We start from the raw sequence: 24,150 nt of genomic DNA on the forward strand, positions 1-24,150 counted from the left end.
GCATCGTGCGTAAGTTGACTCAATTGGTTCTCCTGGCAACTGTCCTGGTAGCAACCCCGGCATTTGCCGAAATGAAAATCGCGGTACTGAACTATCAAATGGCTCTGCTGGAATCTGACGCGGCGAAGAAGTACGCCGTGGATGCCGAGAAGAAGTTCGGGCCACAGCTGACCAAGCTGAAAACCCTGGAAAGCAGTGCCAAAGGCATTCAGGATCGTCTGGTAAGCGGTGGCGACAAAATGGCCCAGGGCGAGCGTGAGCGTCTTGAGCTTGAGTTCAAGCAAAAGGCCCGTGACTTCCAGTTCCAGTCCAAAGAACTGAACGAAGCCAAAGCCGTTGCTGACCGTGAAATGCTGAAGCAGCTCAAGCCGAAACTGGACAGCGCTGTGGAAGAAGTCATCAAGAAAGGTGCTTTTGACCTGGTCTTCGAGCGTGGCGCAGTGATTGATGTCAAGCCTCAGTACGACATCACTCGCCAGGTTATCGAGCGCATGAATCAGCTGAAGTAATCCATGACAGCGACTATAAAGCTCGGTCAATTGGCCGAGTTCCTCGGGGCCACTCTCCGTGGCTCCGCGGAGAAAGAAATCACTGGGCTAGCCACCTTGCAGGAGGCTGGCCCAGCTCAGTTGAGCTTTCTGGCAAACCCCCAATACCGTAAATATCTGGCTGACAGCCAGGCCGCAGCAGTGTTGCTGAAGGCCGCTGACGCAGAAGGTTTTGCCGGTGATGCGCTGGTTGTGCCTGATCCGTATGCGGCGTATGCCCGGGTTTCCCATCTGTTCGACCCCAAGCCCAAGGCTGCTGCCGGTATCCATCCGACAGCGGTGGTGGCAGCGGACGCAGTGGTTGATCCGGCTGCGAGCATTGGCGCGTTTGCCGTGATCGAAAGTGCTGCGCGAATTGCCGCTGGCGTGACGGTCGGTGCCCACTGCTTCATCGGTGCGCGCAGCGAGATCGGTGAGGGCGGCTGGTTGGCCCCGCGTGTGACGCTGTACCACGATGTACGCATCGGCAAGCGCGTGGTGATTCAGTCCGGTGCCGTGCTCGGTGGTGAAGGCTTTGGTTTTGCCAACGAAAAAGGCATCTGGCAGAAGATCGCCCAGGTGGGTGGGGTATTGATCGGTGACGATGTGGAGATTGGCGTGAATACCGCCATCGACCGCGGTGCGTTGGCTGACACCATCATCGGCAATGGCGTGAAGCTCGATAACCAGATTCAGATCGCCCACAACGTGCAAGTCGGTGATCACACCGCCATGGCGGCGTGCGTGGGGATTTCCGGCAGCACCAAAATCGGCAAGCACTGCATGCTGGCAGGTGGTGTGGGGCTGGTCGGACACATTGATATTTGCGACAACGTATTCCTGACCGGGATGACCATGGTGACTCACTCGATTACCGAGCCGGGTTCCTATTCCTCCGGGACAGCTATGCAACCGGCTGCCGAGTGGCGCAAAAGCGCCGCACGTATCCGTCAACTCGATGATATCGCGCGACGTCTGCGACAGCTGGAAAAGCGTGTTGGGGACGTGACCCCTGACGGCAATGCTTCATCAGATGGCTGATACCATTTCCATATCAAGTGTGCACAGCCGTTAGACTGCCTCCTTGATTTGCTAGAGGAGTGTGCGTCAGTCGCGCGCTCCCAATCTTTACATAGGCTTCCCCCCGAAATGATGGACATCAACGAGATTCGCGAATACCTGCCTCACCGTTACCCGTTCCTGTTGGTGGACCGGGTAGTGGAGCTGGATGTTGAGGGCAAGCGCATTCGCGCCTACAAGAATGTCAGCATCAACGAGCCGTTCTTCAATGGTCACTTCCCGGCGCATCCAATCATGCCAGGCGTATTGATCATTGAAGCGATGGCTCAGGCTGCCGGGATCCTTGGTTTCAAAATGCTCGACGTCAAGCCGGCCGATGGCACGCTTTACTACTTCGTCGGCTCCGACAAGCTGCGTTTCCGCCAGCCGGTTCTGCCGGGCGATCAGTTGATTCTTGAAGCCAAGTTCATCAGTTGCAAGCGTCAGATCTGGAAGTTCGAATGCCAGGCTTCGGTCGATGGCAAGCCAGTCTGCTCTGCTGAAATCATCTGTGCGGAACGCAAACTATGAGTTTGATTGACCCTCGCGCAATCATCGATCCGACGGCCATTCTGGCCGACGACGTCGAGGTCGGCCCATGGTCGATCATCGGCGCTGGTGTGGAAATCGGCGAGGGAACAGTGATTGGCCCGCACGTGATTCTCAAAGGGCCGACGCGTATTGGTAAGCACAACCGCATTTACCAGTTTTCCTCGGTAGGTGAGGACACGCCCGATTTGAAGTACAAGGGTGAAGAAACCCGTCTGGTGATCGGTGACCACAATGTGATCCGTGAAGGCGTGACGATTCACCGTGGCACCGTTCAGGATCGTTCCGAAACGACCCTGGGCGACCACAACCTGATCATGGCCTATGCCCACATTGGTCATGACAGCGTTATCGGCAATAACTGCATCCTGGTCAACAACACCGCGTTGGCTGGTCATGTGCATGTCGATGACTGGGCGATCCTGTCAGGCTTTACCCTGGTTCATCAGTATTGCCATATTGGCGCCCACAGTTTTTCCGGTATGGGCACAGCCATTGGCAAGGATGTTCCAGCCTATGTCACGGTGTTCGGCAACCCTGCCGAAGCCCGCAGCATGAACTTCGAAGGCATGCGTCGCCGTGGTTTCAGCGAAGAGGCGATCCACGCATTACGCCGTGCCTACAAAGTGGTTTATCGCCAGGGTTTGACAGTCGAACAAGCGCTTGCCGAGTTGGCCGAGCCGTCGGAAGAGTTTCCGGAAGTCGCGATATTCCGTGACTCCATTCAGTCTTCGACTCGCGGCATCACCCGTTAATCATGGCCAGTCTGCGTGTTGCACTGGTGGCGGGCGAAGCCTCCGGCGATATTCTGGGCGCAGGTCTGATGCGGGCGCTCAAGGCACAGCATCCTGCGGTTGAGTTCATCGGTGTCGGCGGTCCGCTGATGCAGGCTGAAGGCCTGACGTCTTACTTCCCGATGGAGCGTCTGGCGGTCATGGGCCTGGTCGAGGTGCTCGGTCGCTTGCGTGAGCTGTTGGCTCGTCGCAAAAAACTGATCGCGACCCTCATAGCCGAAAAGCCGGATGTTTTCATCGGCATCGACGCTCCGGATTTCACCCTTAACATCGAACTCAAACTGCGTCAGGCCGGGATCAAGACCGTGCATTACGTCAGCCCATCGGTTTGGGCATGGCGTCAAAAGCGCGTGCTGAAGATTCGCGAAGGCTGCGATCTGATGCTCACGCTGTTCCCGTTTGAAGCCAAATTCTACGAAGAGAAAGGCGTGCCGGTGCGGTTTGTCGGTCATTCCCTGGCCGATGCAATCCCCCTTGAGGCTGACCGCACGGCTGCGCGCGCCGAACTGGGATTGCCAGAAGACGCCCCATTGGTTGCGCTGATGCCAGGCAGTCGGGGTGGGGAGGTTGGGCGCCTGGGGGCCTTGTTCCTCGACACCGCCGAGCGTTTGCGGGCCATGCGCCCCGGTGTGCGGTTCGTCATGCCGTGCGCCAGCCCCGAGCGCCGCGTGCAGCTCGAAGAGCTGTTGGCGGGCCGCGATTTGCCAGTGACCCTGCTCGATGGCCGTTCCCATCAGGCGCTGGCCGCTTGCGACGCGGTGCTGATTGCTTCGGGAACCGCCACGCTGGAAGCGCTGTTGTACAAGCGACCGATGGTCGTGGCTTACCGCCTGGCGCCGCTGACGTTCTGGATTCTCAAGCGCATGGTGAAAAGCCCTTACATCTCCTTGCCGAATTTACTGGCCCAGCGTCTGCTGGTGCCCGAATTGCTGCAAGACGACGCGACCCCCGAGGCATTGGCGCTGACGCTGTCGCCGTTGATCGATGGCGGTGAAGAGCAAACCACCGGTTTTGACCAGATTCACCGGACCTTGCGTCGCGACGCCTCGAACCAGGCCGCAGATGCCGTCCTCAATCTGATCGGCAAATCTCAGTGAGTAACGTAAAGATGCAAATGGGTCTGGATTTTACCCTCGTCGCAGACGTCGAAGATCTGGTCGCCGGTGTCGATGAGGTGGGTCGCGGCCCGCTTTGCGGCGCTGTGGTGACGGCGGCGGTGATCCTCGATCCGAACCGGCCGATTCTCGGGCTCAATGACTCGAAGAAGCTCACCGAAGCACGCCGTGAAAAGCTCTACGACGAAATCTGCGAGAAAGCCCTGAGCTGGTGCATCGCACGTGCCGAAGTCGAAGAAATCGATGAGCTGAATATTCTGCACGCCACCATGCTGGCCATGCAGCGTGCCGTCGAAGGTCTGCACATCACGCCGAAGCTGGCGATGATCGACGGCAACCGCTGCCCGAAGCTGGCCATGCCGGCTGAAGCGGTGGTTAAAGGCGATAGCAAGGTCCCGGCCATCGCAGCAGCATCGATCCTGGCGAAAGTCAGCCGTGATCGCGAAATGGCGGCATTCGAATTGATTTACCCGGGTTATGGTATCGGCGGCCACAAAGGCTACCCGACGCCCGTTCATCTGGAAGCCTTGGCCCGACTGGGGCCGACACCAATTCACCGGCGTTCGTTCGCGCCGGTGCGCCTTGCTTATGAGGCCCGCGAGGGTTTGATCGAGAGCTAGTCACAAGGCTGATGTTTTTGCCAAGGCCCGGTACAATCCGGGCCTTGTTGTCTTCACGTTTTCAGACAGGATCACTATGCCGGCTTCATTCGTTCACCTACGCCTGCACACTGAATACTCCCTGGTCGACGGTCTGGTGCGGATCAAACCGCTGGTCAAGACCCTGGTCGGCATGAACATGCCTGCCGTGGCGGTCACCGACCAGAACAACATGTGTTCCCTGGTCAAGTTCTACAAAAACGCCATGGGCGCCGGGATCAAGCCGATCTGTGGCGCTGACCTGTGGCTGTCGAACAAGGATCCTGACAATCCGCTGAGCCGGATCAGCTTCCTGGCGATGAACGCCGTTGGCTACCGCAACCTCACCGAGTTGATTTCGCGTGGCTTTATCGATGGCCAGCGCAATGGCCAGGTCATCATCGAGCGCGAGTGGGTGGCCGAGGCCAACGAAGGCTTGATCATGTTGTCGGCGGCCAAGGAGGGCGAGATCGGTATCGCCTTGCTCGGTGGCAATCCTGATGAGGCCGAGACTCTGGCCCGTGAGTGGATGGCCGTATTCCCGGATCGCTTCTATCTGGAAATCCAGCGCACCAATCGCCCCAACGACGAAGAACAGTTGCACGCCGCCGTGGCCCTGGCTGACAAGATCGGCGCACCGCTGGTGGCCACCAACGACGTGCGCTTCATCAAGCAGGAAGACTTCGCCGCTCACGAAACCCGCGTATGCATCGGTGAAGGGCGGGCGCTCGACGATCCGCGCCGCTCGAAGAACTACAGTGACCAGCAATACCTCAAAAGCGCCGAGGAAATGGCCGAGTTGTTCAGCGACTTGCCCGAAGCGCTGGAAAACACCGTCGAGATTGCCAAGCGCTGCAATATCGATGTGAAGCTCGGCAAGCACTTCCTGCCCAACTTCCCGATTCCCGATGGCATGACCATCGACGAGTATTTCCGCAAAGTCTCCTTTGACGGCCTGGAAGAGCGCTTGAGCGTTCTGCTGCCCAAGGACACCACCGAAGATTACGAGGCCAAGCGTCAGGTCTATGTCGACCGGTTGAATTTCGAGCTGGATATCATCATCCAGATGGGCTTCCCCGGTTACTTCCTGATCGTTATGGACTTTATCCAGTGGGCCAAGAACAACGGCGTACCGGTAGGTCCTGGCCGTGGGTCGGGTGCCGGGTCGCTGGTGGCCTATGTGCAGAAGATCACCGACCTCGACCCGCTGGAATATGACCTGCTGTTCGAACGTTTCCTGAACCCGGAACGGGTATCCATGCCCGACTTCGACGTCGACTTCTGCATGGACGGTCGTGACCGGGTGATCGACTACGTGGCCGAGAAATACGGCCGCAACGCGGTAAGCCAGATCATCACCTTCGGTTCCATGGCCGCCAAGGCTGTGGTCCGTGACGTGGCGCGGGTGCAGGGCAAGTCCTACGGTTTGGCGGATCGTCTGTCGAAGATGATCCCCTTCGAAGTCGGCATGACCCTGGAAAAAGCCTACGAGCAGGAAGAAATCCTCCGCGACTTCATCAAGGTCGATGAAGAGGCTGCGGAAATCTGGGAGATGGCGCGCAAGCTTGAAGGCGTTGTGCGTAACGTCGGCAAGCACGCCGGTGGTGTGGTGATCGCACCGACCAAGCTGACCGACTTCTCGCCGATCTATTGCGACGAAGAAGGTGGTGGCCTGGTAACCCAGTTCGACAAGGATGACGTCGAGGCGGCCGGTCTGGTGAAGTTCGACTTCCTGGGTCTGCGAACCCTGACCATCATCGATTGGGCACTGAAAACCATCAACCGCGACCGCGCCAAGGTCAATGAGCCGCCGCTGGATATTGCGTTTATCCCGCTGGACGACAAGCCGACCTATACGCTGCTGCAAAAAGCTGAAACCACCGCAGTGTTCCAGCTCGAGTCGCGCGGCATGAAAGAGCTGATCAAAAAGCTCAAGCCCGACTGCCTGGAAGACTTGATCGCACTCGTGGCGTTGTTCCGTCCAGGCCCGTTGCAATCGGGCATGGTGGATGACTTCATCAACCGTAAACACGGGCGCGCCGAACTGGCGTACCCGCACTCGGATTACCAGTACGAAGGCCTCAAGCCGGTATTGGCGCCGACCTACGGCATCATCCTGTATCAGGAACAGGTGATGCAGATTGCCCAGGTCATGGCCGGCTACACCCTCGGTGGTGCGGACATGCTGCGCCGGGCCATGGGTAAGAAAAAACCCGAAGAAATGGCCAAGCAGCGCGGCGGTTTCATTGAAGGTTGCGCGACCAATAATATCGATGCCGACCTTGCCGGTAACATTTTCGACCTGGTGGAAAAATTCGCCGGTTACGGCTTCAACAAATCCCACTCCGCCGCCTACGGCCTGGTGTCGTACCAGACTGCCTGGCTGAAAGCCCACTACCCGGCGCCGTTCATGGCGGCGGTACTCTCGGCGGATATGCACAACACCGACAAGGTCGTGACCTTGATCGAAGAAGTGCGGACCATGAAGCTGCGCCTCGACGCGCCGGACGTGAACACCTCGGAGTTCAAGTTCACGGTGAACGACGAAGGCCGGATTATTTACGGTCTGGGGGCGATCAAGGGGGTTGGTGAAGGGCCGGTTGAAGCAATTACTGAAGCGCGCCTGGAGGGGCCATTCAAGGATCTGTTCGATTTCTGCGCCCGAGTCGACCTCAAGCGCATCAACAAGCGGACCCTCGACGGGTTGATCCGCAGTGGTGCGCTGGACCGACTCGGTCCGTATTTCCACGACGAACCGAAAGCCTATCAGGCCAACATCGACCGCAATCGCGCAGTCTTGCTGACGGCCATGGAAGAAGCGATCAAGGCGGCCGAGCAGACCGCACGGACCCACGACAGTGGCCACGCCGACCTGTTTGGCGGTCTGTTTGTCGAGGAAGACGCCGACGTCTACGCCAATCACCGCAAGGCCAAGGAACTGACGCTCAAGGAGCGCCTGAAGGGGGAGAAAGATACCCTGGGGCTGTACCTGACCGGTCACCCGATTGACGAATACGAAGGTGAAATCCGCCGCTTTGCCCGTCAACGCATCATCGATTTGAAACCGGCGCGTGATACACAGACGGTCGCGGGCATGATCATCGCCTTGCGGGTAATGAAGAACAAGAAGGGCGACAAGATGGGGTTCATCACCCTCGACGACCGCTCGGGCCGGATCGAAGCGTCGCTGTTTGCCGAGGCGTTCCATTCCGCGCAGTCGCTGTTGCAGACTGACGCGATGGTGGTGGTCGAAGGCGAAGTCAGCAATGACGACTTCTCCGGTGGCCTGCGCTTGCGGGTCAAGCGGGTGATGAGCATGGAGGACGCACGCACCAACCTGGCCGAAAGCCTGCGCTTGAAGGTCCAGACCCAAGACCTCAAAGGCGATCAGCTACGCTGGCTGGGTGAGTTGTTCAAGCGTCATCGTGGTGCGTGTCCGATTACCATGGAGTACACCAGTCCTGACGCCAAGGCCTTGTTGCAGTTCAGCGAGACCTGGCGAATCGATCCGGCGGATGCCTTGATTCAAGCCCTGCGTGACCAGTTCGGGCGAGACAACGTCTTCCTCCAATACCGTTGACGGTCAGGTGCCATTCTTTACTTTTGAAAGCTTGGCCTTGACCTTGACCCAATTTTTAATCTCGACCTGAACGCGCCTGTCCCTTAAGGTAGGGCGCGAATAGACAACCGGCCGGCCCAAGCTCTCTTGGACGTCGACCCAAGACGGACGCCTATGAACCCGAATTTTCTTGATTTCGAACAGCCGATCGCCGACCTGCAAGCCAAGATCGAAGAGTTGCGCTTGGTCGGTAATGACAATTCGCTGAATATCGGCGATGAAATCTCCCGCTTGCAGGACAAGAGCAGCACGCTCACCGAAGACATCTTCGGCAAGTTGACCAGCTGGCAGATCGCGCGTCTGGCGCGTCACCCACGTCGCCCGTACACCCTGGACTACATTGAACACATCTTCACCGAGTTCGATGAGTTGCACGGTGACCGTCACTTCTCCGACGACGCTGCGATTGTCGGCGGTGTTGCCCGTCTGGACGACCAGCCGGTGATGATCATCGGCCACCAGAAAGGCCGTGAAGTCCGCGAGAAGGTTCGCCGCAACTTCGGCATGCCGCGCCCTGAGGGCTACCGCAAGGCCTGCCGTCTGATGGAAATGGCCGAGCGTTTCAAAATGCCGATCCTGACCTTCATCGACACCCCGGGTGCATACCCTGGCATCGACGCTGAAGAGCGTAACCAGAGCGAAGCGATTGCCTGGAACCTGCGTGTCATGGCCCGCCTGAAAACCCCAATCATCGCCACCGTGATCGGTGAGGGTGGTTCCGGCGGTGCGCTGGCGATCGGCGTTTGCGACCAGCTGAACATGCTGCAGTACTCGACCTACGCGGTGATCTCGCCGGAAGGTTGCGCCTCGATCCTGTGGAAAACCGCCGAGAAAGCCCCGGATGCCGCTGAAGCCATGGGCATCACCGCCGAGCGCCTGAAAGGCCTGGGTATCGTTGATAAAGTGATCAGCGAGCCGCTGGGTGGCGCGCACCGTGATCCGGCCGCTGCTGCTGCCTCGATCCGTGCGGAACTGAGCTCGCAACTGGCGATGCTGAAGAAGTTCGACAACGACGCGCTGCTGGCCCGTCGTTATGAGCGCCTGATGAGCTACGGTCTCTGATCGAGCACAGCTCTCTGTAGGAGCGAGTCTTGTTGTGGTGAGGGGGCTTGCCCCCGTTGGACTACGAAGTAGTCCCAAATACAGTCGATGCGATCGAACGAATCGACCTTTTTGCGACGGCTACGCCGCCGAACGGGGGGCAAGCCTCCTCACCACAAGTTCATCGCGAGCAAGCTTTGCTCCTACAGGTTTGGGGATGTTCATGAGCCTTTCAGCTGCACTTCTCAAACGCCTGGCTCCCTGGCACACCGCGCCGACCTGGCGTGTCGCTTTCTCCGGTGGTCTCGACTCCACCGTTCTGCTGCACCTTCTTGCGCAACTCGCCAAAAAACACTCCCTGCCTGAACTCAAAGCCATTCACATCCATCACGGTCTCCAGGCTGCGGCTGATGCGTGGCCGGGGCATTGTCAGACGGTGTGTGACGCCCTGGGGGTGCCATTGGAGGTTATTCACGTTCAGGTTCAGCCTGGGGCGAGCCTGGAGCGAGCGGCGCGCGAGGCGCGGTATGGCGCCTTTGTCGAGGCGACTCAAACCAATGAGTTGCTACTCACGGCGCAGCACCAGAACGATCAGGCGGAAACCCTCTTGTTCCGCCTGTTGCGCGGGGCAGGGGTGAGAGGTTTGTCGGCGATCCCGTCGCAGCGTCCTTTGGGTAGTGGTTTTTTGCTGCGGCCGTTGCTTGAGGTGTCGCGGGCTGAACTCGAGGCCTATGCCGTCGAGCATCGGTTGAGCTGGATCGAGGATCCGTCGAACGCTGATCAGCAGTTTTCTCGCAATTACCTTCGCCAGCAGATTTTTCCAGCGCTCACTCAGCGTTGGCCACAGGCCGTGGCCACCATCGCCCGCAGCGCCGCGCATTTGAGTGAAGCGCAGGGTTTGCTCGATGATTTGGCCGAGATGGATCTGGCGCCCGCCGCAACGGTCAGCGAATTCGATTGGCTGGGCGTGCCGTCGCTGGAAATGGCTGCGCTTGAAACGCTTTCCGCCGCCCGCCAGCGCAATGCTCTCAGCCACTGGCTGGCGCCGTTGACGCGGATGCCGGACAGCGACCATTGGTCGGGTTGGGAAAATTTGCGCGATGCAGCGACGGATGCTCGGCCGATCTGGCGCCTGGCGGACGGTGAGTTGCATCGTGCGAACGGGCGAATCTGGTGGTTGTCCGGCCATTGGCTGAACCGCCCCGAGCCGGCTCCGCTTTGGCCTGATCCGTCGCTGGCACTGCTGCTGCCGAACAACGGCCGGGTGACCTTCAGCGGGACCATTCCTGCCGGCGTATTAAGCGTGCGCTACCGGCAGGGCGGTGAAATCATGCATTTGCCGGGGCGCGGGCATCGCGACCTCAAGCGTTTGCTCAATGAAAGCGGCCTGCCGCTGTTTGCCCGTGGCAGATTGCCGCTGCTCTTCTGCAATGAACAATTGCTCGCGGTGGCAAACCTGCGTGGGCTCGACGGTAGTGCGGGGGGAAACGGTCTTTTGCGGTGGCAGCCAGCGATCAACGATCAAGGTTTGAGCTGAAAGGGGCTTTCCGGTAGACTACGCTCCCTTCTTGATACAACTTCTGTGGATTCAGCTGAATTGCAGGAGTTGCCGATTACCAAGCAGTCTTTGCTGGGCGATTCCAAAAAATGTGTAGCGAGCAACGTACCGGTGATTCTTCTTCCGGTCTGTCCCAACGCGGCGGTTTTTTTGAAAGATGCACTGTAATTAATGCAGGTGATCGGGGGCTTCGGCCTTCCTTCGCTTTCCCCGGCGGCTCGGACCGCTTTAACGCAGACTTCTAGGGTTTTTCATGACGCGCTACATATTCGTCACGGGCGGTGTTGTTTCTTCATTGGGGAAAGGCATTGCATCGGCTTCATTGGCGGCCATCCTGGAGGCGCGGGGACTTAAGGTCACCATGCTCAAGCTGGACCCGTACATCAACGTTGACCCGGGCACCATGAGCCCGTTCCAGCACGGTGAAGTGTTCGTCACTCACGACGGCGCCGAGACCGACCTGGACCTGGGCCACTACGAGCGGTTCATCCGCACGACCATGACCCAGAACAACAACTTCACCACCGGCCGTGTCTACGAGCACGTCCTGCGCAAAGAGCGCCGTGGTGATTACCTGGGCGCAACCATCCAGGTGATTCCGCACATCACCGACGAAATCAAGCGCCGCATCATCAAGGGTGCAGGCGATGCCGACGTGGCGATGGTCGAGATCGGTGGCACCGTGGGTGACATCGAATCCCAGCCGTTCCTCGAAGCCATCCGTCAATTGCGTTTCGAAGTCGGCGCCAAGCGCGCGATGCTGATGCACCTGACACTGGTGCCGTACATCGCCACTGCCGGCGAAACCAAAACCAAGCCAACTCAGCACTCGGTCAAGGAACTGCGTTCCATCGGCCTGCAGCCAGACGTGCTGGTGTGCCGTTCCGACCACCCGATCGATATCTCTTCGCGTCGCAAGATCGCGCAGTTCACCAACGTTGAAGAACGTGCGGTCATCGCGCTGGAAGACGCCGACACCATCTACAAGATCCCGGGCATCCTGCACTCCCAGGGCCTGGATGATTTCGTCGTCGAGCGTTTCGGCCTGCAATGTGGCGGCGCCGATCTGTCCGAGTGGGAAGCCGTGGTCGATGCCAAGCTCAACCCTGAGCACGAAGTCACCATCGCCATGGTCGGCAAGTACATGGAACTGCTGGACGCCTACAAGTCGCTGATCGAAGCGATGAGTCATGCCGGCATCAGCAACCGTACCAAGGTCAACCTGCGTTACATCGACTCCGAAGACATCGAGAACCAGGGCACCGCGCTGCTGGAAGGCGCTGATGCGATTCTGGTGCCAGGCGGCTTCGGTCTGCGTGGCGTGGAAGGCAAGATCACCGCCGTTCAATACGCTCGCGAAAACAAGGTTCCATATCTGGGTATCTGCCTGGGCATGCAAGTCGCCGTGATCGAGTTCGCCCGTAACGTGCTGGGCTGGAAAGACGCCAACTCCACCGAATTCGATCGCACCAGCGGTCACCCGGTCGTGGGTCTGATCACCGAGTGGGAAGATGCCACCGGCGCCGTTGAAACCCGTTCCGAATCGTCCGATCTGGGCGGCACCATGCGTCTGGGTGCTCAGGAATGCCTGCTGGAAGCCGGCTCCCTGGTTCACGATTGCTACGCCAAGGATGTGATCGTCGAGCGTCATCGTCATCGCTATGAAGTGAACAACAAGCTGCTGCCGCAACTGATCGAAGCCGGTCTGAAAATCTCCGGTCGTTCCGGTGACGGTGCGCTGGTTGAAGTGGTTGAAGCGCCGAACCACCCATGGTTCGTTGCTTGCCAGTTCCACCCGGAGTTCACCTCGACTCCGCGCGACGGCCACCCGTTGTTCAGCGGCTTTGTCAAAGCAGCTTTGGCTCAACACCAGAAGAAGGCTTGAACCTGATGGCTCAAAAGATCATCCGCGTAGGCAACATCGAAATCGCCAACGACAAACCGATGGTGCTGTTCGGTGGCATGAACGTGCTGGAAAGCCGTGACATGGCGATGCAGGTCTGTGAAGAGTACGTAAAGGTCACCGAGAAACTCGGTATCCCTTACGTGTTCAAGGCCAGCTTCGACAAGGCCAATCGTTCGTCGGTAACCTCCTATCGGGGCCCCGGCCTCGAGGAAGGCATGCGGATTTTCCAGGACATCAAGCAAGCCTTTGGCGTGCCGATCATCACCGATGTCCATGAGCCTGAGCAGGCTGCAGTTGTCGCTGAAGTCTGCGAGATCATCCAGTTGCCGGCCTTCCTGTCGCGCCAGACCGATCTGGTCGTCGCGATGGCCAAGACCGGCGCTGTGATCAACATCAAGAAAGCCCAGTTCCTCGCCCCTCAGGAAATGAAACACATCCTGAGCAAATGCGAAGAGGCCGGTAACGATCAGTTGATCCTCTGCGAGCGTGGTTCGAGCTTCGGCTATAACAACCTGGTCGTGGACATGCTCGGCTTCGGCATCATGAAACAGTTCGAATACCCGGTGTTCTTCGACGTGACCCACGCGCTGCAAATGCCTGGTGGTCGCTCGGATTCTGCCGGCGGACGCCGTGCGCAGGTCACCGACCTGGCCAAGGCGGGCATGAGCCAGTCGCTGGCCGGCCTGTTCCTGGAAGCGCATCCGGATCCGGACAACGCCAAATGTGACGGCCCTTGCGCCTTGCGTCTGGACAAACTGGAGCCATTCCTGGCTCAGCTCAAGGCTCTGGACGAGTTGGTGAAGAGTTTTCCGACGGTAGAAACCGCGTAATCCTCAATTCTCCGGTAAAGTACCGCTCGATTTATCGCTCTGGCCCGCTGGCCGCACTGCTCTTGTAGGGGCAGGGCTTGCCAGCGATGGCGTCCTTGAGGGCCCCATCGCCGGCAAGCCGTGCTTCTACAGCGTTTTCGTCAACTTTGGAGTGTTTACAACAATGGCAAAAATCGTCGACATCAAAGGTCGTGAAGTTCTCGACTCCCGTGGCAATCCCACCGTCGAAGCGGACGTGCTTCTCGATAACGGCATCATCGGCAGCGCTTGCGCGCCGTCCGGTGCTTCCACCGGTTCGCGCGAAGCGCTCGAGCTGCGTGATGGCGACAAGAGCCGTTACCTGGGCAAGGGTGTACTGAAAGCTGTAGCCAACATCAATGGCCCGATTCGCACCGCGCTGCTGGGTAAAGACCCGGTTGACCAGAAAGCCCTCGACCGCATCATGATCGAGCTGGACGGTACCGAGAACAAGGGCAGCCTGGGCGCCAACGCAATCCTCGCCGTGTCGCTGGCTGCTGCCAAGGCTGCTGCCCACGACCAGGACCTGCCGCTGTACGCACACATCGCCAACCTGAACGGTACTCCGGGTGTTTACTCGATGCCGGTTCCGATGATGAACATCATCAACGGTGGCGAGCACGCCGATAACAACGTCGACATCCAGGAATTCATGGTTCAGCCAGTGGGCGCCAAGACTTTCTCGGAAGGTCTGCGCATGGGCACCGAGATTTTCCATCACCTCAAAGCTGTACTGAAGGCTCGTGGCCTGAGCACTGCGGTGGGCGACGAAGGTGGTTTCGCACCGAACCTGGCGTCCAACGAAGATGCACTGAAAGTAATCTCCGAAGCCGTGGCCAACGCTGGCTACAAACTGGGCACCGACGTGACCCTGGCTCTGGACTGCGCGGCCAGCGAATTCTACGAAGACGGCAAGTACAACCTGTCCGGTGAAGGCCAGGTGTTCACCGCCGAAGGTTTTGCCGACTACCTCAAAGGCCTGACCGAACGTTACCCGATCATCTCCATTGAAGATGGCCTGGACGAGTCCGACTGGGCTGGCTGGAAAATCCTCACCGACAAAATCGGCGAAAAAACCCAGCTGGTGGGCGACGACCTGTTCGTGACCAACACCAAGATCCTGAAAGAAGGCATCGACAAGAAGATCGCCAACTCGATCCTGATCAAGTTCAACCAGATCGGCACCCTGACCGAAACCCTGGAAGCGATCCAGATGGCCAAGGCCGCTGGTTACACTGCCGTGATCTCGCACCGCTCCGGCGAAACCGAAGATTCGACCATTGCCGACCTGGCTGTGGGCACTTCGGCTGGCCAGATCAAAACCGGTTCGCTGTGCCGTTCCGACCGCGTTTCCAAGTACAACCAACTGCTGCGCATCGAAGAGCAATTGGGCGGCAAAGCCAAGTACAACGGTCGTGGCGAATTCCGCGGCTAAGCTTGGGTAGTTAAAAAGACACCGGATTGTGTCGAAAAAATCGCAGCATCAGTCCCTGTAAAAACGTAGCGAGCGCAGAAAAGACAAGGCAAAAACAGGCGAGGACGCGGAGTTTACGTGTTGTAAATGAGCAGTCCGAGCCTGTTTTTAACGCAGTATTTTGTGCGTAACGCCGAAGGCGCACAGCCTGTGGTAGTTTTTACAGTGACTGATCGGGATTTTTGCCACTAATCTGATGCCTTATAAGTACGAGCCTGGTTCTTCCAGGCTTCGTGCTATCAGAAGCTTTAAAGTTGGCATGGCTGTCTTTTTTCACTGGATACCTGATATTCGATGCGCAGTCCTTACTGGTTGTTTCTTGTCTTGCTCTTGCTGCTGGCTGGTCTGCAATATCGCCTGTGGGTGGGTAATGGCAGTCTGGCGCAAGTGGCCGAGTTGACTCAGCAAATTGCTGATCAGCATGCTGAGAACGAATCGTTGCTGGAGCGCAATCGGGTCATGGACGCCGAGGTCAGCGAATTGAAAAAAGGCATGGAGACCGTTGAAGAGCGGGCTCGCCATGAGTTGGGCATGGTCAAGGACGGTGAAACCCTTTACCAGTTGGCTCAATGATGAATACGTTACCGGCCTTCTGGGCCGTGATTCCTGCCGCGGGCGTCGGTGCCCGTATGGCCGCGGACCGTCCCAAGCAATATCTGCAACTGGGCGGGCGCACTATTCTCGAACACAGCCTTGGCTGTTTCCTCGATCATCCAGCCTTGAAAGGCCTGGTGGTCAGTCTTGCCGTTGATGACCCTTATTGGCCGACCCTGGCGTGTGCTGCCGATCCGCGTATCCAGCGGGTGGACGGTGGCGAAGAACGCTCGGGTTCGGTGCTGAACGCGTTGCTGCATTTGCATGCGCAAGGCGCTGCAGATGAAGACTGGGTGTTGGTCCACGATGCTGCGCGGCCGAACCTGACCCGTGATGATCTCGACAAGTTATTGTCGGAATTGGCTGACGATCCTGTCGGCGGGTTACTGGCTGTGCCTGCGCGTGACACGCTCAAGCGTGTGGACAAGCATGGTCGGGTCCTTGAAACGGTTGATCGCAGTTTGATCTGGCAGGCGTATACGCCGCAGATGTTTCGTTTGGGGGCTTTGCATCGGGCGTTGGCGGACAGTCTGGTGGCTGATGTGGCCATTACCGATGAGGCGTCTGCGATGGAGTGGTCGGGTCAGGCGCCACGCTTGATCGAGGGGCGGGCGGATAATCTCAAGGTTACTCGGCCTGAAGACCTTGAATGGCTGCGGCTGCGTTGGGCTAATCGCCGCTGATTCCTCTGTCGCTCCGCTCAACTGATATGGGGGGGCCGGGCTTGCCCGCGATGGCGGCCTGACAGCCGACCCATCTCTTGCAGATGTACATAGATCTCCTGTGGGAGCCGAGCTTGCTCGCGATGGCGGCCTGACAGCCGACCAATCTCCCGCAGATGTACATCGATCCATTGTGGGAGCCGGGCTTGCCCGCGATGGCGGCCGGACAGCCGACCTATCTCTAAGCAGGTGTACATATCCATTTCTGCGGTAACGGCCGCTTGGGGTTTCGCCCTTACGGCGAGTCCCTTTTTCAAACGCCAAAAAGGAACCAAAAGGCTTCGCCCCAAGCGTACGGCACCTCGCCTAGGCTCGGCGTTCCCTCACTCCGGTATTCATCAGGGGGCATCGCCTACGGTCTGCTTCGCGACGACCTCCTCTCGATGTGTCCGGCTGCGCCGTACGGCGCTGCGCGCCCACCCCCTGATGAACACCTGCGCTCGGCCTTCCGATAGGGGCGGGTGGATCAAGATCAGCAGCGGCAGGCGAGCTAACGCTCGGCCTGTTGAGTGGTGGGGGCGTGTTATTGGTTATCTTTGGAGCTGCGGTAGGCTGCGATCCTTTGATCCTTTGATCCTTTGATCAAAGTTGGTATTCCGGCCTTTTTGCTAACCCTTCTTTCAGATGGTCCACGAGTTTGCGCACTTTCGGCGATAGATGCCGTTGCTGTGGATACAGCGCCCAGACGGCGGTGTTCGGTGGTTGATGAGCGTCCAGCAACGACACCAGTGCGCCGCTGTTCAGGTGTTCCAGCACGTAATAGTCCGGCAGCTGACACAGCCCGACGCCTTGTAGTGCTGCGTCCAGCACTGCTTGCCCGCTGTTACAGCGCCAATTGCCTTGTACTCTCTGGGAAAACTCTCTGCCGTCCTGTTCCAGTTGCCAGATGTCCGAGCTGCCGATCAGGCAGTTATGCCGACTCAGCTCGGACAAACTGTGCGGTCGGCCGTAGCGTTCCAGATAGGACGGTGAGGCGCACAAGTACATGCGTCGTGGCGCCAGGCGCGTGGCTACCAGCCGTGAGTCTTGCAGGCGGCCGAGCCGGATTGCCAGGTCCAGGCCCTCGTGCACCAGGTCGAGCGGGCGGTTGCTCAGCTCGATATCGACCCGCAATTGTGGGTAAAGCCCCATGAAGCTGGTCACCAGCGGAACGATGAAACGTTCGCCGTACGCCACTGCACAGGTCATGCGCAGCATGCCTTTGGGTTCGCTGGTCAGGTCGCCGACGGCGCGCAAGGCTTCTTCGCGTCCGTCTTGCAAGCGTTGGCAGTGTTGCAGGAAAGTCTGCCCGGCTTCGGTCAGCGTCACCCGACGGGTACTGCGGTAAAGCAGGCGGGTTTGCAGGCGCTCTTCAAGGCGTACGATTTGTCGACTGATGTGCGAGGACGAAACCCCGAGGCGTTCGGCGGCAGCCGTGAACTGGTTGCATTCGGCGACGGCGACGAATTCATCGATGCCTTCCCAGCGGTTCTCGGACATGAGGATTATCCCTGTGCAGCAATAATGTTTTGCTTTCGGCTGGATTATTAATCGTCTGGTGGTGTTTTACACTCGTTGTCTCGTTTTTATTCGCTGGAGAGACAGGATGATCAAGTCGCGCGCTGCCGTTGCCTTCGAGGCCAAGAAACCCCTTGAGATCGTTGAAGTCGATGTCGCCATGCCCAAGGCGGGTGAAGTCCTGTTGCGTGTGGTCGCCTCCGGTGTTTGCCATACCGACGCCTACACCCTGTCGGGCGCTGACCCGGAAGGTATCTTCCCGTCGATCCTCGGCCACGAAGGTGGCGCGATTGTCGAAGCTATCGGCGAAGGCGTGACTTCGGTCGCGGTCGGCGATCACGTGATTCCGCTGTACACCCCGGAATGCGGCCAGTGCAAATTCTGCAAGTCGGGCAAGACCAACCTCTGCCAGGCCATTCGTGCGACCCAGGGCAAAGGCCTGATGCCAGACGGCACCACGCGTTTCTCCTACAAAGGTCAGCCGATTTTCCACTACATGGGTACTTCGACCTTTTCCGAATACACCGTGTTGCCGGAAATTTCCGTCGCGAAGATCCCTAAAGAAGCACCACTGGAAAAAGTCTGCCTGCTGGGCTGCGGCGTCACCACCGGTATCGGCGCGGTCATCAACACTGCCAAGGTCAAGCCGGGCGACACCGTGGCCATCTTCGGCCTGGGCGGCATTGGTCTGTCAGCGGTCATCGGTGCGGTCAAAGCCAAGGCAGGGCGAATTATTGCCATCGACATCAACCCGGCCAAGTTCGAAATCGCCAAGCAGTTGGGCGCTACCGATTGTGTGAACCCGAAAGATTTCGACCGTCCGATTCAGGACGTGATCGTCGACATGACTGACGGCGGCGTCGACTTCTCCTTCGAGTGCATCGGCAATGTACAACTGATGCGTGCGGCACTGGAGTGCTGCCATAAAGGTTGGGGTGAGTCGGTGATCATCGGCGTTGCCGGTGCTGGCCAGGAAATCTCTACCCGTCCGTTCCAGTTGGTGACCGGTCGCGTCTGGCGCGGTTCGGCATTTGGCGGCGTGCGCGGTCGCACCGAGTTGCCAAGCTACGTGGAAATGGCCCAGAGCGGCGAAATCCCGTTGGACACTTTTATCACCCACACCATGGGCCTGGAAGACATCAACAAGGCATTCGACCTGATGCATGAAGGCAAAAGCATCCGCTCTGTCATCCATTTCTGAGGTCGGTCATGAGTCTGGAAAATCTCTCATGCCAGAAGAGCTTCGGTGGCTGGCATAAACGCTACAAGCATCATTCCGAAGTGCTGGGCTGCGACATGGTGTTTGCCGTGTACTTGCCGCCGCAAGCGGAGCAGGGCGGTAAGCTGCCGGTGTTGTACTGGTTGTCGGGATTGACCTGCACCGACGAAAACTTCATGCACAAGGCCGGCGCGATGCGCATGGCGGCCGAGCTGGGGTTGATCATCGTCGCGCCGGACACTAGTCCGCGAGGTGCCGATGTTCCGGGCGACCCGGATGGCGCATGGGATTTCGGCCTCGGTGCCGGGTTCTATCTGAACGCCACGCAGGAACCCTGGGCAAAGCACTATCGGATGCACGACTATGTGGTGCAGGAATTGCCTGCGTTGGTCGAAGCGCATTTTCCGGCCTCGGACAAACGTGGCGTCAGCGGCCACTCCATGGGCGGGCACGGCGCACTGGTCTGTGCCTTGCGCAACCCTGGGCGGTATCAGTCGGTGTCGGCCTTCGCGCCTATCAACAATCCAATGGATTGCCCTTGGGGTCAGAAGGCGTTTTCGCGCTACTTGGGTGAAGAGCGTTCGAAGTGGCGCGAATGGGATGCCTGCGTGCTGATCAGCGAGGCCAGCGAAAAGCTGCCGTTGCTGGTGGATCAGGGTGATCGGGATGACTTCCTCGCCACTCAGCTCAAACCCGAAGCGCTGCAGCAGGCGGCGAAACTGGCCGGCCATCCGCTGACCTTGCGTCTGCAACCGGGCTACGACCACAGCTATTTCTTTATCGCCAGCTTTATTGATGAACACTTGCGACATCACGCACACGCTCTAGGCGCCTAAAGCAGGTAGAATCACGCCCTGACTAAATCGGGGCGTTTTTTTATGCGTATTGGCCACGGCTATGATGTGCACCGTTTCGCTGAAGGCGATTTCATCACCCTGGGCGGCGTGCGAATTGCACACGGTTTCGGACTGCTCGCCCATTCCGACGGCGACGTCTTGCTGCATTCGTTGAGCGATGCCTTGCTCGGCGCAGCGGCGCTGGGTGATATCGGTAAACACTTTCCAGACACCGACCCGCAATTCAAAGGTGCTGACAGCCGCGTACTGTTGCGTCACGTTGTCGCTCTGATCCACGCCAAGGGCTGGAAGGTCGGTAATGTCGATAACACCATCGTTGCCCAGGCGCCGAAAATGGCCCCGCATATCGAATCGATGCGTGCGCTGATCGCCGCGGATCTTCAAGTTGAGTTGGATCAAGTGAACGTGAAAGCTACCACCACCGAAAAGCTCGGCTTTGTCGGTCGCGAAGAAGGCATTGCCGTGCACTCCGTTGCCTTGTTGTTGCGCGCATGAATGAACTGCAATTGCTTGGCCCGCGCGCTTATGGTGAAGCCCTCGGCACTGCCGTACTGAAAGCCATCGCGGAAGATTTTCAGGTCGATGAAGTCCTCGATATCCCGCTGACCGGCGAAGGCGAACACCTGTGGATCTGGGTGGAAAAACGCGGCCTGAACACTGAAGAGGCGGCCCGGCGGATTGCCAAGGCTGCCGGCGTGCCGTTGCGCACCGTCAGTTATGCCGGCTTGAAAGATCGCCAGGCACTGACCCGCCAGTGGTTCAGCGTGCAATTGCCGGGCAAGGCCGATCCTGACTTGTCTGCGGCAGAAAACGACACACTGAAAATCCTCAAGACCGCACGCCATAAACGCAAGCTGCAGCGCGGTGCGCATTCGGCCAATGGCTTTACCTTGCGCTTGACCCAGTTTGCTGGCGACAAGGACGCGATTGACGCGCGTCTGCAATTGATCGCCAAACAAGGCATTCCCAACTACTTCGGCGCGCAGCGTTTCGGCCACAATGGCGGCAACGTGGTGGATGCCCGTGACTGGGCGGCACGTAAAGCCTTGCCGGAGCAGCGCAACGTGCGTTCACGCCTGCTCTCTACCGCGCGCAGCTTTCTGTTCAATCAGGTATTGGCGGCGCGAGTTGCCGACGGCAGCTGGCAGCGCGCCCAGGTCGGTGACCTGCTGGCTTTCACCGACAGCCGCAGCTTCTTCCCGGCAGGTGAGGCCGAATGCAGCGATCCGCGCCTGGCAATCCTCGACCTGCACCCGACCGGGCCGCTGTGGGGCGAGGGCGAGTCCCCCGCGACCGGTGCGACTCATGAACTGGAGCAGCGGGTCGCGGCAGGCGAAGCGGATCTGCGCGATTGGTTGATAAACGCTGGAATGAGCCATGAACGTCGCATCCTGCGGCTGCCCATTGGCGGGTTGACGTGGCATTATCCCTCGCTGGACATTCTGCAACTGGAATTCGTCCTTCCGGCCGGATGCTTCGCCACCGTATTGGTGCGTGAACTCGTCGATCTGGTGCCGGTGGGGCAGACGGACAGCTCATGCGTATTCTGATTTCTAACGACGATGGGGTAACAGCGCCCGGTCTTGCCGCGCTTCATGCTGCGCTGGCGGATTACACCGAGTGCGTGGTTATTGCCCCTGACCAGGACAAAAGCGGCGCCAGCAGTTCGCTGACGCTTGACCGTCCGTTGCACCCGCAAACCCTGGCCAATGGCTTTATCAGCCTAAATGGCACGCCGACCGATTGCGTGCACCTGGGCCTCAACGGTTTGCTGGAGCGCGAGCCGGATATGGTGGTTTCCGGGATCAACATGGGAGCCAACCTGGGCGACGATGTGTTGTATTCCGGCACGGTTGCGGCAGCGCTCGAAGGGCGTTTCCTCACGCTGCCGTCGTTTGCCTTTTCGCTGGTATCGCGGCAAGTGGAAAACCTGCCGACGGCGGCCTACTTTGCGCGCAAGCTGGTGGAGGCTTATGCCGACCTTGATTTGCCACCGCGCACGGTGCTGAACGTGAACATTCCGAATCTGCCTCTGGAACATATTCGAGGTATCCAGCTGACTCGCCTGGGTCACCGTGCCCGCGCTGCCGCGCCGATTCAAGTGGTCGATCCGCGTGGCAAATCCGGCTATTGGATTGCCGCGGCCGGCGATGTGGAAGATGGCGGGCCTGGTACGGATTTCCATGCGGTAATGCAGGGTTATGTCTCGATCACCCCGCTGCAACTCGATCGTACCTTCAATGATGCCTTCAAAAGTCTTGATGGCTGGCTGGAGGGGCTGCGCTGATGGCTCGTGAACAAGACGATATCCTGCGTCGTGGTATCGGGATGACCTCCCAGCGCACGCGCGAACGGCTGATCCAGCGCTTATATGAGGAAGGCCTGTCCAACGCCCAGGTGTTGGAGGTCATTCGGCGGACACCGCGTCATCTGTTTGTCGATGAAGCCCTGGCGCACCGTGCCTACGAAGACACGGCATTACCGATTGGCCATAACCAGACCATTTCTCAGCCTTATATGGTGGCTCGCATGAGCGAGCTGCTGCTGGAGGCCGGTCCTCTGGATAAAGTGCTGGAGATCGGCACCGGGTCCGGTTACCAGACAGCGGTGTTGTCGCAATTGGTCGAGCGGGTGTTTTCCGTCGAGCGCATCAAGGTCCTGCAGGATCGTGCCAAGGAGCGCCTGGTCGAGTTGAACACGCGCAACGTGGTATTTCGGTGGGGCGACGGTTGGGAAGGCTGGCCAGCGCTGGCACCGTACAACGGCATTATCGTCACCGCGGTGGCGACCGATGTACCTCAGGCGTTGCTCGATCAATTAGCGCCGGGTGGGCGGCTGGTGATTCCGGTTGGTTCAGGGGAGGTTCAGCAATTGATGTTGATCATCCGTGAAGAACAAGGCTTTTCCAGGCGTGTTTTGGGGGGGGTGCGCTTTGTACCGTTGCTCCATGGGCCACTGGCTTAAGCATTTATTTAACGACGCTGAATTCTATTTGATTACCTTGGTCTTACAGCGGCATTGATCGGTTAAACGCGATTGAACAGCGATAAGCAAACGTGCGCGCGTGTCGATTTTGTTTTGCCGACGGTAAAGCCCGGACGGCCAGTTATACTTGCGACATTTCATGCCTGAATACGGCGATTTTTATTTTCAACCACCACAAAGGGAGCGGCGGGTGAGTCTCACAGTCATTGCGCAGCGTATCGGTACAACAAGCTTTCAGCGCCTGGTGACTGGCCTTGTCTTGAGTTCCTTGTTGGTCGGTTGCTCCAGCACGCGTTCAGGCGATGTGCGAGTGGTCGATCGTAATAATGCGGCGGCCCAACGCCCTGCAGTAACCACCGGCCAATACGTGGTCCGTCGCGGCGATACCCTGTTCTCGATCGCGTTTCGCTACGGCTGGGACTACAAGGCCCTGGCGGCACGCAACAACATTCCTACGCCTTACACAATCCATCCAGGTCAGACGATTCGCTTCGACGGACGTTCCGGTTCAACGCCGACAGAGGTAGTGACCCCGTCTGGAACAACCGCTTCTCCTTCGAGCAAATTTACCGTAACCCGGGGTCCAGCCTCGGGTGCGACCACCGCGAAACAGACGGCTGCGCCGTCCGTCGCAAACAAGCCGACACCTGCGCCATTGCCTCCTGCAGGGCCCGCGCCGACAGGCTGGGGATGGCCATCCAACGGCATTTTGATTGGAAAATTCTCTTCAAACGGTAGTTTGAATAAAGGAATTGATATCGCCGGGGATTTGGGACAGCCTGTTTTAGCTGCGTCTGATGGGACCGTGGTTTATGCCGGGAGTGGCTTGCGGGGCTACGGCGAATTGGTCATCATCAAACACAGCGATACCTACGTCAGTGCCTACGGTCACAACCGCAGGCTGTTGGTTCGGGAGGGGCAGCAGGTCAAAGTCGGACAGACAATTGCCGAAATGGGGTCCACGGGTACAGACCGGGTGAAACTGCATTTTGAGATTCGCCGACAAGGTAAACCTGTAGATCCGCTGCAATTCCTGCCACGTCGTTGATTTGTTACCAGCCTGTTCCGTCACGTAGAGGGAACAGGCTCCAGCGTTGCCAAGGATAAAGGTGTCGCTTGAGCTTGAGGTCGAACTCACCAAAGGACTA

General features: G+C 58.7%; 22 protein-coding genes. 21 read left to right on the forward strand and 1 reads right to left on the reverse strand.

Annotation, left to right across the window (positions count from 1 at the left end):
• Positions 1–5 precede the first annotated feature (5 nt).
• The 14 genes from AO353_RS16505 (at position 6) to ispD (ending at position 16,405) form a co-directional block, all read left to right on the forward strand.
• Complete coding sequence (locus AO353_RS16505) at positions 6–509, forward strand: OmpH family outer membrane protein (RefSeq protein WP_019692093.1); 504 nt, start codon at positions 6–8, stop codon at positions 507–509.
• Between the two features lie 3 nt (positions 510–512).
• Positions 513–1,568 (forward strand): UDP-3-O-(3-hydroxymyristoyl)glucosamine N-acyltransferase, encoded by a 1,056-nt coding sequence (gene lpxD, locus AO353_RS16510; RefSeq protein WP_054595916.1) that lies wholly within the window; start codon positions 513–515, stop codon positions 1,566–1,568.
• A 108-nt stretch (positions 1,569–1,676) separates the two neighbouring features.
• Positions 1,677–2,117, forward strand: coding sequence for a 3-hydroxyacyl-ACP dehydratase FabZ (fabZ, locus tag AO353_RS16515; protein WP_007978374.1), 441 nt, complete (start codon positions 1,677–1,679; stop codon positions 2,115–2,117).
• Entirely contained in the window at positions 2,114–2,890 is a 777-nt protein-coding gene (gene lpxA / locus AO353_RS16520; protein WP_054595917.1) for an acyl-ACP--UDP-N-acetylglucosamine O-acyltransferase, read from the forward strand. The genes fabZ and lpxA overlap by 4 nt, the downstream gene beginning before the upstream one ends.
• Positions 2,890–4,026 carry a lipid-A-disaccharide synthase gene (lpxB, locus tag AO353_RS16525; protein ID WP_173859968.1) on the forward strand — a complete coding sequence of 379 codons (1,137 nt, stop codon included), beginning with the start codon at positions 2,890–2,892 and terminating at the stop codon, positions 4,024–4,026. The genes lpxA and lpxB overlap by 1 nt, the downstream gene beginning before the upstream one ends.
• Positions 4,027–4,037: 11 nt before the next feature.
• On the forward strand, positions 4,038–4,664 hold the full coding sequence (rnhB, locus tag AO353_RS16530; protein ID WP_081013746.1) for a ribonuclease HII: 627 nt from the start codon (positions 4,038–4,040) through the stop codon (positions 4,662–4,664).
• A gap of 76 nt (positions 4,665–4,740) precedes the next feature.
• On the forward strand, positions 4,741–8,262 hold the full coding sequence (gene dnaE, locus AO353_RS16535) for a DNA polymerase III subunit alpha (protein WP_054595920.1): 3,522 nt from the start codon (positions 4,741–4,743) through the stop codon (positions 8,260–8,262).
• Positions 8,263–8,415: 153 nt separating this feature from the next.
• Complete coding sequence (locus AO353_RS16540) at positions 8,416–9,363, forward strand: acetyl-CoA carboxylase carboxyltransferase subunit alpha (protein ID WP_019692099.1); 948 nt, start codon at positions 8,416–8,418, stop codon at positions 9,361–9,363.
• A 202-nt stretch (positions 9,364–9,565) separates the two neighbouring features.
• Entirely contained in the window at positions 9,566–10,879 is a 1,314-nt protein-coding gene (gene tilS, locus AO353_RS16545; RefSeq protein ID WP_054598254.1) for a tRNA lysidine(34) synthetase TilS, read from the forward strand.
• A 274-nt stretch (positions 10,880–11,153) separates the two neighbouring features.
• Entirely contained in the window at positions 11,154–12,785 is a 1,632-nt protein-coding gene (locus AO353_RS16550) for a CTP synthase (protein WP_054595921.1), read from the forward strand.
• 5 nt (positions 12,786–12,790) lie between these two features.
• Positions 12,791–13,636 carry a 3-deoxy-8-phosphooctulonate synthase gene (gene kdsA / locus AO353_RS16555; RefSeq protein ID WP_054595922.1) on the forward strand — a complete coding sequence of 282 codons (846 nt, stop codon included), beginning with the start codon at positions 12,791–12,793 and terminating at the stop codon, positions 13,634–13,636.
• A gap of 163 nt (positions 13,637–13,799) precedes the next feature.
• Complete coding sequence (eno, locus tag AO353_RS16560; protein WP_019692103.1) at positions 13,800–15,089, forward strand: phosphopyruvate hydratase; 1,290 nt, start codon at positions 13,800–13,802, stop codon at positions 15,087–15,089.
• Positions 15,090–15,422: 333 nt separating this feature from the next.
• Positions 15,423–15,701 (forward strand): cell division protein FtsB, encoded by a 279-nt coding sequence (gene ftsB, locus AO353_RS16565; RefSeq protein ID WP_019692104.1) that lies wholly within the window; start codon positions 15,423–15,425, stop codon positions 15,699–15,701.
• Positions 15,698–16,405 carry a 2-C-methyl-D-erythritol 4-phosphate cytidylyltransferase gene (ispD, locus tag AO353_RS16570; RefSeq protein WP_054595923.1) on the forward strand — a complete coding sequence of 236 codons (708 nt, stop codon included), beginning with the start codon at positions 15,698–15,700 and terminating at the stop codon, positions 16,403–16,405. The genes ftsB and ispD overlap by 4 nt, the downstream gene beginning before the upstream one ends.
• A 621-nt stretch (positions 16,406–17,026) precedes the next feature.
• Here the strand turns inward: ispD and AO353_RS16575 are convergent.
• A complete protein-coding gene (locus tag AO353_RS16575; RefSeq protein ID WP_054595924.1) occupies positions 17,027–17,923 on the reverse strand; it encodes a LysR substrate-binding domain-containing protein in 897 nt (298 codons plus the stop codon).
• Positions 17,924–18,029: 106 nt separating this feature from the next.
• Between AO353_RS16575 and AO353_RS16580 the strand changes: the two genes are divergently transcribed.
• The 7 genes from AO353_RS16580 (at position 18,030) to AO353_RS16610 (ending at position 24,050) form a co-directional block, all read left to right on the forward strand.
• The gene (locus AO353_RS16580) at positions 18,030–19,142 is read left to right on the forward strand and encodes an S-(hydroxymethyl)glutathione dehydrogenase/class III alcohol dehydrogenase (RefSeq protein ID WP_054595925.1); all 1,113 of its coding nucleotides are present in this window, start codon (positions 18,030–18,032) and stop codon (positions 19,140–19,142) included.
• Between the two features lie 8 nt (positions 19,143–19,150).
• Positions 19,151–19,996: an S-formylglutathione hydrolase gene (gene fghA, locus AO353_RS16585; RefSeq protein WP_019692108.1), complete on the forward strand. Its 846-nt coding sequence runs from the start codon at positions 19,151–19,153 to the stop codon at positions 19,994–19,996.
• Between the two features lie 42 nt (positions 19,997–20,038).
• Positions 20,039–20,512 carry a 2-C-methyl-D-erythritol 2,4-cyclodiphosphate synthase gene (ispF, locus tag AO353_RS16590; protein ID WP_054595926.1) on the forward strand — a complete coding sequence of 158 codons (474 nt, stop codon included), beginning with the start codon at positions 20,039–20,041 and terminating at the stop codon, positions 20,510–20,512.
• Positions 20,509–21,567, forward strand: a complete 1,059-nt coding sequence (truD, locus tag AO353_RS16595; protein WP_054595927.1) for a tRNA pseudouridine(13) synthase TruD — start codon at positions 20,509–20,511, stop codon at positions 21,565–21,567. Before ispF ends, truD begins: the two co-directional genes overlap by 4 nt.
• Positions 21,555–22,304: a 5'/3'-nucleotidase SurE gene (gene surE, locus AO353_RS16600; RefSeq protein WP_054595928.1), complete on the forward strand. Its 750-nt coding sequence runs from the start codon at positions 21,555–21,557 to the stop codon at positions 22,302–22,304. Before truD ends, surE begins: the two co-directional genes overlap by 13 nt.
• Positions 22,305–22,345: 41 nt before the next feature.
• Positions 22,346–22,981 carry a protein-L-isoaspartate(D-aspartate) O-methyltransferase gene (locus tag AO353_RS16605; protein ID WP_173859967.1) on the forward strand — a complete coding sequence of 212 codons (636 nt, stop codon included), beginning with the start codon at positions 22,346–22,348 and terminating at the stop codon, positions 22,979–22,981.
• Positions 22,982–23,192: 211 nt separating this feature from the next.
• Entirely contained in the window at positions 23,193–24,050 is an 858-nt protein-coding gene (locus AO353_RS16610; protein WP_054595930.1) for a peptidoglycan DD-metalloendopeptidase family protein, read from the forward strand.
• Positions 24,051–24,150: the final 100 nt, after the last annotated feature.

Origin of the sequence: Pseudomonas fluorescens, assembly GCF_001307155.1 — a bacterium.
Lineage (GTDB): Bacteria > Pseudomonadota > Gammaproteobacteria > Pseudomonadales > Pseudomonadaceae > Aquipseudomonas > Aquipseudomonas helvetica.

Coding starts and splice junctions, on each gene's coding strand:
- lpxD (WP_054595916.1), top strand. CDS start 513: ATGACAGCGACTATAAAGCTCGGTCAATTGGCCGAGTTCCTCGGGGCC.
- fabZ (WP_007978374.1), top strand. CDS start 1,677: ATGATGGACATCAACGAGATTCGCGAATACCTGCCTCACCGTTACCCG.
- lpxA (WP_054595917.1), top strand. CDS start 2,114: ATGAGTTTGATTGACCCTCGCGCAATCATCGATCCGACGGCCATTCTG.
- rnhB (WP_081013746.1), top strand. CDS start 4,038: ATGCAAATGGGTCTGGATTTTACCCTCGTCGCAGACGTCGAAGATCTG.
- dnaE (WP_054595920.1), top strand. CDS start 4,741: ATGCCGGCTTCATTCGTTCACCTACGCCTGCACACTGAATACTCCCTG.
- AO353_RS16540 (WP_019692099.1), top strand. CDS start 8,416: ATGAACCCGAATTTTCTTGATTTCGAACAGCCGATCGCCGACCTGCAA.
- tilS (WP_054598254.1), top strand. CDS start 9,566: ATGAGCCTTTCAGCTGCACTTCTCAAACGCCTGGCTCCCTGGCACACC.
- AO353_RS16550 (WP_054595921.1), top strand. CDS start 11,154: ATGACGCGCTACATATTCGTCACGGGCGGTGTTGTTTCTTCATTGGGG.
- kdsA (WP_054595922.1), top strand. CDS start 12,791: ATGGCTCAAAAGATCATCCGCGTAGGCAACATCGAAATCGCCAACGAC.
- eno (WP_019692103.1), top strand. CDS start 13,800: ATGGCAAAAATCGTCGACATCAAAGGTCGTGAAGTTCTCGACTCCCGT.
- ftsB (WP_019692104.1), top strand. CDS start 15,423: ATGCGCAGTCCTTACTGGTTGTTTCTTGTCTTGCTCTTGCTGCTGGCT.
- ispD (WP_054595923.1), top strand. CDS start 15,698: ATGATGAATACGTTACCGGCCTTCTGGGCCGTGATTCCTGCCGCGGGC.
- AO353_RS16575 (WP_054595924.1), bottom strand. CDS start 17,923: ATGTCCGAGAACCGCTGGGAAGGCATCGATGAATTCGTCGCCGTCGCC.
- AO353_RS16580 (WP_054595925.1), top strand. CDS start 18,030: ATGATCAAGTCGCGCGCTGCCGTTGCCTTCGAGGCCAAGAAACCCCTT.
- fghA (WP_019692108.1), top strand. CDS start 19,151: ATGAGTCTGGAAAATCTCTCATGCCAGAAGAGCTTCGGTGGCTGGCAT.
- ispF (WP_054595926.1), top strand. CDS start 20,039: ATGCGTATTGGCCACGGCTATGATGTGCACCGTTTCGCTGAAGGCGAT.
- truD (WP_054595927.1), top strand. CDS start 20,509: ATGAATGAACTGCAATTGCTTGGCCCGCGCGCTTATGGTGAAGCCCTC.
- surE (WP_054595928.1), top strand. CDS start 21,555: ATGCGTATTCTGATTTCTAACGACGATGGGGTAACAGCGCCCGGTCTT.
- AO353_RS16605 (WP_173859967.1), top strand. CDS start 22,346: ATGACCTCCCAGCGCACGCGCGAACGGCTGATCCAGCGCTTATATGAG.